The following is a 9,452-nucleotide window of genomic DNA, read 5'->3' as shown; positions in this document are numbered from 1 at the left end:
CCTGGAACGCCTTGGTGAGCGGAGAGCCCTTCTTGAAGGCGAAGCCGACGTCGAGGCGGTGGAACTCGCCGAGGAACGTGGTGTGCGCGGCGGGCTGTGACGCCTGGTACCGCAGGCCGTTGATGGTCGACATGATCACGTCGATCCGGCCCTGCTGGAGCGCGGTGACGGTCGCCCCGTTCTCCGAGTAGACCTTCACGTCGTAGGGCTTCTTGCCGGCCTTCGCGCACACCCCCTTGTTCGCGTCCAGTGTCGCCTCGAAAGTGGTCCCGGCGCCGATGCCCACCGTGCGCCCGCACAGCTGGACCAGGTCCGTGACCTTCTTGCCGAAGGACGTGTTCCCCTCCCTCACCGCGAAGCCCTGGCCGTCGTTGATGTAGGTGACGAAGTCGATGGTCTTCAGGCGCTCGGTGGTGACTCCGAAGTTGCCGGTTCCGAAGTCGTACTTGCCGCTGCGCAGGGCGGGCAGGATCGTCTCGAAAGAAGCGTCCTGGCGCTCCAGCTCGATACCGAGGACCTTGGCGACGGCGTCGGCGAGGTCGATGTCCTGGCCCTCGGGCCGCTTGTCCGATCCGTTCGGGTAGTACGCAGCGGGCGGGGCGGCGACGGAGCTGCCGACCCGGAGTGTGCCCGACTTCCGCACGTCTGCGGGGAGCAGGGCGGCGATGGAGTCGACCTTGCGTACGCCGGCGACCGGGTCGTCGGTCGGCGCGGGAGAGTTCCGCGCGCCGGCCGCGGCGGTGTGGTCGGGGTCGCCGGAGCCGCACGCGGTCAGGAACAGCAGGGGCACGAGGGCGGCAGTGGCCAAGGCGGGGCGCAGACTGCCGCGGAGGGCGAGTGGCTTCACAGGTCGGTGGCCTTTCCGGTGCGGGGTGCGACGGTGAGGTGCTTCTCGAAGGGCAGGGGGCCGATGGCTTCCGGGTCCGCCTCCGGGTCGAACAGCGGTGTGTAGCCGGTGGCGAGGTACAAACCGAGAGCCTCGGGCTGGCGTGGGCCCGTGGTCAGGTAGATCCGCCGGTAGCCGCGCATGCCCGCTTCGTGCTCCAGCTCGGCGACGACTCGGCGAGCCAGGCCGCGACGCCGATGGGCGGAGTGGGTCCAGATCCGCTTCAGCTCGGCCGTCTTCGCGTCGTACCGGCGGAAGGCCCCGCCCGCGACCGGCTCACCGCCCGCCAGGAGCAGAAGCAGCAGCCCGCCGTGCGGGGCGGTGAACTCCTCGTCCGGGTAGCGTGCGAGTTCGGTGTGGGCGTCGCTGCCGTACCGGGTGGAGTACTCGTGGCCGAGTTCGCGCAACAGCGGTGTCACACGCGGGTCGGAGACGGGCACGTGGACGACCGTGAGATCGGGGAGCGAAGCTCGGGCGACGGAACTCACTCGCCCACCGCCGCCAGGCTCCGCGGACCACGCGCCGCCCGGACCGCGTCGCGCTTGGCGACCTCCTCACGGACGATCGGGATCACGTACCGGCCGAAGTCGATCGCGTCGCCCAGCAGGTCGTAGCCGCGGGCGGACAGGATGTCGACGCCGAGATCGTAGTAGTCGAGCAGCGCCTGGGCCACGGTCTCGGGAGTGCCGACCAGGGCGTTGGAGTTGCCCGCGCCGCCGGTGGCGGCGGCGGTCGGGGTCCACAGGGCACGGTCGTAGCGCTCCCCCGCCTCGGCGATGGCGATCAGCCGCTGCGATCCCGTGTTCTGCGGGACGCCGCTTCGATGGTGCCGCACGAGTCCCTTCTCGCGCCGTTCCCGGATGGCACCGACCGTACGGTGGGCCTTTTCCCAGGCCAGCTCCTCGGTCGGGGCGATGATCGGGCGGAACGCCACCTGGAACCGCGGGAGGTCGGTACGGCCCGCGGCCTTCGCCGCGTTCCTCACCGCCTCCATCTGCTCCGCGGTCCTCGCCAGCGGCTCGCCCCACAGGCAGTAGACGTCGGCCTCCGCGCCTCCGGCGGCGTAGGCGGCGGGCGACGATCCACCGAACGAGACGTTCGGACGGGGCTGCTGGACGGGGAAGACATCGCTCACGAAGTCATGGAAGCGGTAGTACTCGCCCTCGTGATCGAACGGTTCGTGAGTGGTCCAGATCTTCTTCACGATCCGGATGTACTCGCGCGTGCGGGCGTATCGCTCGTCCTTGGTCAGGGTGTCGCCCTCACGTCCCTGCTCGTGGTCGTCGCCGCCGGTGATGAAGTGCACGGTCAGCCGGCCCTCGCTGATCCGGTCGAGGGTGGCGAAGGTCTTGGCGGCGAAGGTGGGACAGGAGACGTTGGGCCGGTGGGCCAGCAGGATCTGCAGGCGCTCCAGCCGGCTCGCGATGTACGCGGCGGCCGGGGCCGGATCGGGCGAGCCGGAACCGTAGGCGAACAGCACCCGGTCCCAGCCGTGTTCCTCGTGTGCCCGGGCGAGGCGGAGTGTGTACTCCTTGTCGAAGGCGGCACCGGAACGGGGCGTGGTTTCGGAACCGTTGTGGGTGGCGGCGATGCCGAGGAACTCCACGGGCATGGCAAGGGCCTTTCGGAACGAAGTCGCGTGCGGGCACGGCGGAGGAGCCCGCCGGGTACGCGGAACGAGGGCCGTCGGGATGACGGGTGACTACAGGTGTGACGACGCCGGTACGTCGGGAGAGGCAGTGCCGCGGCAGCTCACGCAGGGACGGATTCCGGCCCGCGACGGGTCACCGAAGGAGGGAAAGGGCCGGTCCTGCGGCCTGCTGCCGAGTCAGACGCAACACGCGGCGGACCACACCCGACCGAAGTCGATGTGGTCGCGCGAGACCAAGCGTTCCTGGGCAGCCATGCCCTTTATTCAGCCGTGCGGACGGCCGCGCGTCAAGCGCGGACCGCATACCGTCCCGCACCCTGGGACCGTGTGACGGCAGCGTGTACGGACCATTGCAACTCCCCCGGAACGATTGACCGTTCACGCTCCTCGAGGGCTAATCTCGGCGGAGGACCAGCCACGCGCCGCAGCGCGGTGGACGCTCCGGCCGCGTTGAGGGACGCGACATGTGTGACGACGCCCATGCCCGCACTCCTTCCTCCCTCCGGAGCTCTTCTCGATGGTCACGCCTTCCGATGTCACGTCCGTTCCCGCTCCGAAACCCTGGAGAGGAACCGACCCGCACGAAACCGACTCGCCACGGATCGTGCCGCGCCGGAACGTCGGCCGGCTGCTGGCGGCGGCCGTGGCACTGCTGCTCTTCGCCATGACGGTCAACTCCGTCGTCCGCAACAGCGCCTTCCAGTGGGACGTGGTGGGCCGCTACCTCACCACGAGTGCCGTGCTCGACGGGCTGCTGCTGACCCTCTGGCTCACTGCGGCGGTGACGGCACTCGGCTTCCTGCTCGGCATCCCGCTGGCGGTGATGCGGCTGTCCGCGAACCCGGTACTGCGCACGCTGAGCTGGGGTTTCGTCTGGATCTTCAGGTCCACTCCGCTGCTGGTGCAGTTGCTGTTCTGGTTCAACATCGGAGCCCTCTACCCCACTCTCGGACTCGGCCTCCCGTTCGGTCCGGAGTTCGTGACCGTCAAGACGGTGAACGTGCTGGGTCCCACCCTCACCGCCGTGATCGGCCTCACCCTGCACGAGGCGGCCTATGCCGCCGAAGTGGTACGCGGCGGCATCCTGTCGGTGGACGCGGGCCAGACGGAGGCCGCTCAGGCCCTGGGCCTCGGCAGGCGGCGCACGCTGCGCCGGATCGTCGTTCCGCAAGCGATGCGCTCGATCGTGCCGACGGCCGGGAACATGCTGATCGGCACGCTCAAGGGAACGAGCATCGTCAGTGTGCTGGCCGTGCACGACCTGCTGTTCTCGGTACAACTGATATACAACCGCACCTACCAGGTCATACCCCTTCTTCTGGTCGCCACGCTGTGGTACATCGCGGTGACGACCGTGCTCAGCGTCGGCCAGTACTACGTCGAGCGGTACTACGCGCGCGGTGCCGCCCGCGCCCTGCCTCCCACTCCGCTGCAACGGCTCCGTGCCGGCCTGGCCGTCTCGCGTGCCCGGCTGAACCGGGCGACCGCCGCGGACGCCCGCTCCACCCTGGGCGGTGACCAGTGAGCCCCACACCCTCCGCGGCCGTCCTCGTCATCGTGGGCGCGGGACCACGCGCCACCGGACTGCTGGAGCGCATCGCCGCCAATGCTCCCGAGCTGTGGGACAACGGCAGGAAGCTGATCATCCATCTCGTGGATCCGCACCCGCCGGGACCGGGCCGGATCTGGCGGCACGGGCAGTCGCCGTTGTTGCGCATGAACTCCATGGCCGAGGACGTCACCATGTTCACCGACGAGACGTCCACCATCGAGGGGCCCGTGCGGCCGGGCCCGTCCTTGGCCGAGTGGGCCGCCTCGTTCTCCGAAGGATCCGAGGCGCCGCGCCACGCGCCGCACACCGGTCCCGCCGACCCGGACGTGCTCGCCGAACTGCGCACCCTCGCCGGCACGGACTTTCCCACCCGCCGTGCTCAGAGCGCCTACCTGGACTGGGTGTTCCGCCGAGTGCTGACCGAGCTGCCTGCTTCGGTCACGGTGGAGTGGCACCGCACCACCGCGACCGCCGTCTCCGACGCCCCGGACGGGCGTCAGCACGTGCGCCTGTCCGGCCGCACCGCCCCTCTCCGTGCCGACCGGGTGGTTCTCGCCCAGGGGCACCTGGGCTCGGCTCCCACCGTCGAACACCGCACCCGCGCCGCCTTCGCCCGCCGCCACGGCCGCTTCCACCTGCCACCGAACTTCTCCGACGACGCCGACCGCTACCACGAACTGTTCCACGCCCACCCCGATCGCACAGCGCTGTCCTGGCCGGAGTTCCTCACCGCCTACGACCGCTTCGGCTGGTACTCCGACGAGATGACGGCTCTCACCACCAGGGCCGTGCAGGACCCGGCGGACCGCCTGGACTTCGAGGCCCTGGACCATCCGCTGAAAGGGCTGACCTCCGCAACGCCGGAAGCCTTTCGGAGCCACTTGCGCGACCACATCGCACGGGACGTCGCCCGCCGCGAGGACGCGACCCACAGTGCGGACCTGGGCGCCTTCCTCGCACTGCTCTCGGTCTACGGGCAGTTGCCCCCGCTGGTCACCGCCGGACGGCTGACGGCCCGCTCCGTCGCCGACGATCTCGACGGCTGGTGGCACGGCTTCTTCAGCTTCCTCGCCTCCGGCCCGCCGGGATTCCGGCTGCGCCAGCTCCTGGCCCTCTCCGAAGCCGGGCTCGTTCACTTCCTCGGCGCGGACCTCCGCATCGACACGGACGAGACCACCGGCACCTTCGTCGCCACCAGCCCCACGGTACCCGGCCACACGGTGCACGCCACGGCGCTGGTCGAAGCGTACCTGCCGGGCCCGAACCTCGACCGCACGCACGACCCCCTGCTACGGCACCTGCACCGCCACGGCACCCTCACGGAGGAGGTCGTCTCCGACTCCACACACCCACCGCTCCGGCAGGCTCAGGGTCACCCCGGCAGGCGGCCACGTCATCGACGCGGGTCCGGGCGGCCCCGCCCCGCCTCGTCGCGCTCGGCGCACCGACCGACAGCCGCGCTCAGGCCGCGTTCGCCCGGCCCCGCACCAACGCCCCCGCCTTTCGGCAGAACGACGAGGTGGCCCGCACCCTGCTGCGATCTCTGAGCTCCGTTCCGCCCAGCAGGCCCAAGGGCCACGACGGCAGCGCTGTCAGCCTTCAGGCGCATGTCGGGGGTTGACGCGCGGCGGGATCGCCGGGCCCGAGGGGCACGACCGGGTTCGTGGCGCGCGGCAGGACGTCGGCCGGAGCCAGGCGCCGTCCGACAACGCGACCGGCACTCGGCGCGGATCACGGCCCCACCAGGTGTCCGTGCCCACTGGCGCGCCACGTTCCCCCACCTCACCACGGAAGACCGGCTGCAGCGGCCCGTCGGGGGGCCGCTCCAGCTCGTCCCGGACGGCCGGGCCTGGCCGGCGACACCTTGAGGGCCTCGGCGAAAGACCCGCACCCGAGCCCTCACCCGGCCCTCAGCCACCGCGTCAAACCTGCTGCTGTTCATGATGCTCCGCGACGGCACCCTCCACGGCCCCCGCACCCCACGGCTGCCGAAGGACTTGAAGCCCGACGCTCCGTCGCCAGGGCCTCACGGGCGAACCGGATCCCCTCCTCCGGGGTGAGCCGGGTGCCCCTGCCGTACGCCTCCGAGAACACGTCCGGCCCCAGTACGGCCCGTGCCGAGGCCGTGATGCGATCGACGTCGGTGCGTTCGGCGGGCGGCAGGGGAGCTCCGGCCCGGCGCCGGGCGGCCGCCGCGGCGCCGAGCAGGACGGCCGCACGAGTGGCGGCGGGGTGATGCCCGGACAGGGCCGCCGCACCGGCGAGGCCCTCCAGGGAGAGGGCCAGGGCGCGGGGCTCGGCGAGGGCACGGGCGATCTCCAGACCCTCCAGGTGGCGGGCGGCCGACCCGTGCGCGTCACCGCGCAGCTCGGCGACGAAGCCGAGCTCGGCCAGGAGCAGGTGGTCACCCGCCTGGGAGGAGACGTCGGCGTAGCCGTCGCGGATGCGGCACAGGTGCGCCTCGGCCCCGTCGAGGTCGCCCGAGCGGCGGGCGCCGAGGGCGAGGCCCATCTCGGAGTGGATCTCGCCGTACTTGTAGCCCTGTTCAGCGGCGATCCGGCGTGCCTGTTCGTGCAGGTCGCGGGCGCGGTCCCAGTCGCGGGCGAGCAGCGCGAGCCGTCCGAGGCCGGAGAGCCGTGCGGACACCTCCGCCTCCAGTCCCAACTCCCGTGCCATGAGCAGCCCTTCGCGCTGGCGGCGCTCGGCGTCCTCGTACGCTCCCTTGATCTCGGCGAGCGCGGCGAGCGGGGAGACGGTCTGCAACTCGCCCCACCGGTCCCCCAGTTCGCGGAAGATCAGGGCACTGCGCGTGCCGTCGCGGCCGAGCCCGGCGAGGTCGCCGCGGACCAGCGCGAGCGTCGCGCGCAGGCCGAGTGCGGCGGCGGTGCCCCACCGGTCCTCGGCGGCGGTGAACAGGGTGAGGGCGCGGGCGTTCAGCTCGCTGCTCCCCGCCGCGTCACCCGCGCTGAACAGGCCGAACGCACAGAGCCAGAGCGCGCGGGCCCGGCGTACGGGGTCGGGGACGGCGTCGAACGCGGGGGCGGGACCGTGACCGTCCACCGCGATGGCGGCTGCTCCGGGATCTCCGGTCAGGAGCGCGAAAGCCGCGTGCAGCGAAGCCAGTTCAGGCGGCCCGTCCGTCACCGCCAGCACCGCGCCCAGGCTCCGGCGGGCCTCGGTGAGGCGGCCGCGCAGCAGCCACCACCAGGCGAGGGCGGTGGCCAGCCGGACCGCCTCCTCCGGCTCCCCCGCACCCGCCCGGCGCACCGCCTCGTCGAGTGCCGTACGGAGGTTGCCGGCCTCCGCGTCCAGCCGGTCCAGCCAGGGCCGCTGCCCGGCGCCGCGCAACTGCGGCTCGGCGTGTTCGGCCAAGGCCCGGTAGTGGCGCAGATGACGGTCGCGTACGGCGGTGAGGTCCTCCATCTCGTGGAGCCGCTCGGTCGCGTACGCGGCGACGGACTCCAGGAGCCGGTAGCGGGGGCCGGTGGGTCCGGCCACCACGACCACCAGGGACCGGTCGACCAGCCGGGTGACCAGGTCCAGCACCTCGTCCCGGGCCACGCCGTCCCCCGTGCAGACCGCTTCGGCGGCGGCCAGGTCGCAGCCGTCGCTGTGGGCGGCGAGGCGGCGCAGGACGATGCGTTCGGGCGCGCTGAGCAGCTCCCAACTCCAGTCGATCACCGCGCGCAGCGTCTGCTGGCGGGCCGGGGCACCGCGCTGCCCGAAGGTCAGCACCCGGAAGCGGTCGCTGAGCCGCTCCGCCAACTCCTTCACCCCCAGGGCCCGTACGCGGGTGGCGGCGAGCTCCAGCGCGAGCGGGATGCCGTCGAGGCGGCGGCAGATATCGGCGACCGCCCTGCGCTCCGACTCGTCCGGCGCCTTGGGGTCTCGCGGGAAACCGGGGGCGGCCGCGGCCGCGCGCTCCATGAACATCCGGACCGCGTCGGTGGGCTCCAGCGGCTCCACCAGGAACATCACCTCACCCGCCAGGCCGAGCGGCTCCTGCCCGGTGGCGAGGATCCGCAGGCCGGGGGCGGTGCGCAGGAGGAGCTCGGTGAGTTCGGCGGCGGCGTCCACGACGTGCTCGCAGTTGTCGAGGACGAGCAGGGTGCGGCGGTCGCGCAGGGCGGCGGCGAGGCGGTGCGGGAGGGTGGGTGCGGAGGTGCCGGTGCCGGGCAGTGATCGGGGGGCGTCGTCGCGGATGCCGAGGGTGGCGGCGACGACCTGGGCGAGGTCGGCGGGGGTGCCGGCACGGATCCCGGCGAACTCCACGAGCCAGGCGCCGTCGGCCAGTTCGCCCGACCGTGCCCTGTCCCGCTCCGCGGTGGCCGCTGCCACGGCCAGCCGGGTCTTGCCCACGCCGCCGGGTCCGGTGAGGGTCACCAGGCGCACTTCGGCGAGGAGTCGTGAAAGGTCGGCGAGCGCCTGGCGGCGGCCCACGAGGGGGGTGAGGGGGACGGGGAGGTTGGAGCGGGGGGGTGGGGGGGTGGGGGGTGTGGTGGGTATGACGCTCGCGGCGTGAGTCGCGGCCGGGGTGGGCTCCGTGCCCCCCGCCCGCGTACGGTCCGCGGCCCCCGCGCTCAGCCCCGGCTCCTGCCGCAGCACCGCCCCGTGCAGCGCGGCCAGTTCGGGGCTCGGGTCGACCCCCAGTTCCCCCACCAGCCGGGTGCGGAGGTCCTCGTACGACGCGAGCGCCTCGCTCTGGCGGCCCGCCGCGTACAGGGCCCTCATCTGGACGGCGCGCAGGCGCTCCCGCAGCGGGTGGAGCGCGACGAGGTCGGCGAGCTCCCCGGTGAGGAGCGCGTGGTCCCCGGCCTCCAGGCGTGCCTGGGCCTGCTCCTCCAGCACGGAGAGCCGCTGCTCCGCGAGGCGCTGGGCGGCCGCCCGTACGAAGGGGCCGTCCGCGAAGTCCGCGTACGCCGGTCCGCGCCACAGCTCCAGGGCCTCGGTGAGCAGCGAGGCCCTGGCGCGCGGGTCCTGGACGGGGCGGGCCTGTGCCACCAGGGCCCGGAAGCGTACGGCGTCCACCTCGTCGCCGTCGTCGAACCGCAGCCGGTATCCAGGGGGTTGGCGCACCACCCGGTCGCGGCCGATGACCCGGCGCAGCTGGGAGACCTTGGCCTGGAGAGCGCCCGCGGGCCTGCCCGGCGGGGCGTCTCCCCACAGGTCGTGGATGAGACGGTCCGCGGACACCGGTCCTCCGTCGTTCGCGAGCAGATCCGCCAGCAGGGCCCGGACCTTGGCTTCGGGGACTCTGACTTCCCGTCCCTCGCCGTCCCACACCGCCAGTGGCCCGAGCACCCCAAACCGCATGGGCGCCACCGTACAGGTCCGGGGCACCGGCCCCCGGGGCTCCGGGCACC

General features: G+C 72.7%; 6 protein-coding genes. 2 read left to right on the top strand and 4 right to left on the bottom strand.

Going from position 1 to position 9,452, the window contains the following annotated elements:
* From AB0A94_RS28770 to AB0A94_RS28760, 3 genes are all read right to left on the bottom strand, one after another.
* Nucleotides 1-808: transporter substrate-binding domain-containing protein (locus tag AB0A94_RS28770; protein WP_361748819.1), on the bottom strand; the 808-nt coding region annotated here is incomplete at its 3' end.
* 35 nt (nucleotides 809-843) lie between these two features.
* Complete coding sequence (locus AB0A94_RS28765) at nucleotides 844-1,374, bottom strand: GNAT family N-acetyltransferase (protein WP_361748818.1); 531 nt, start codon at nucleotides 1,372-1,374, stop codon at nucleotides 844-846.
* Complete coding sequence (locus tag AB0A94_RS28760) at nucleotides 1,371-2,498, bottom strand: LLM class flavin-dependent oxidoreductase (RefSeq protein ID WP_361748817.1); 1,128 nt, start codon at nucleotides 2,496-2,498, stop codon at nucleotides 1,371-1,373. Before AB0A94_RS28760 ends, AB0A94_RS28765 begins: the two co-directional genes overlap by 4 nt.
* A 556-nt stretch (nucleotides 2,499-3,054) precedes the next feature.
* On the opposite strand from AB0A94_RS28760, the gene AB0A94_RS28755 reads away from it, so the two are divergent.
* Together AB0A94_RS28755 and AB0A94_RS28750 are read left to right on the top strand one after the other, a co-directional pair.
* Nucleotides 3,055-4,062, top strand: coding sequence for an amino acid ABC transporter permease (locus AB0A94_RS28755; protein ID WP_361748816.1), 1,008 nt, complete (start codon nucleotides 3,055-3,057; stop codon nucleotides 4,060-4,062).
* Nucleotides 4,059-5,636 (top strand): FAD/NAD(P)-binding protein, encoded by a 1,578-nt coding sequence (locus AB0A94_RS28750; protein ID WP_361748815.1) that lies wholly within the window; start codon nucleotides 4,059-4,061, stop codon nucleotides 5,634-5,636. Before AB0A94_RS28755 ends, AB0A94_RS28750 begins: the two co-directional genes overlap by 4 nt.
* Before the next feature lie 391 nt (nucleotides 5,637-6,027).
* Here AB0A94_RS28750 and AB0A94_RS28745 read toward each other — a convergent pair whose 3' ends face one another.
* Nucleotides 6,028-9,402, bottom strand: coding sequence for a BTAD domain-containing putative transcriptional regulator (locus AB0A94_RS28745; protein WP_361748814.1), 3,375 nt, complete (start codon nucleotides 9,400-9,402; stop codon nucleotides 6,028-6,030).
* Nucleotides 9,403-9,452 lie beyond the last annotated feature (50 nt).

This window comes from Streptomyces sp. NPDC044984 (assembly GCF_040646935.1).
Taxonomy (GTDB): Bacteria; Actinomycetota; Actinomycetes; order Streptomycetales; family Streptomycetaceae; genus Streptomyces.
Note: the sequence above shows the minus strand (reverse complement) of the source record. Positions and strands in the feature narration are given on the sequence as shown.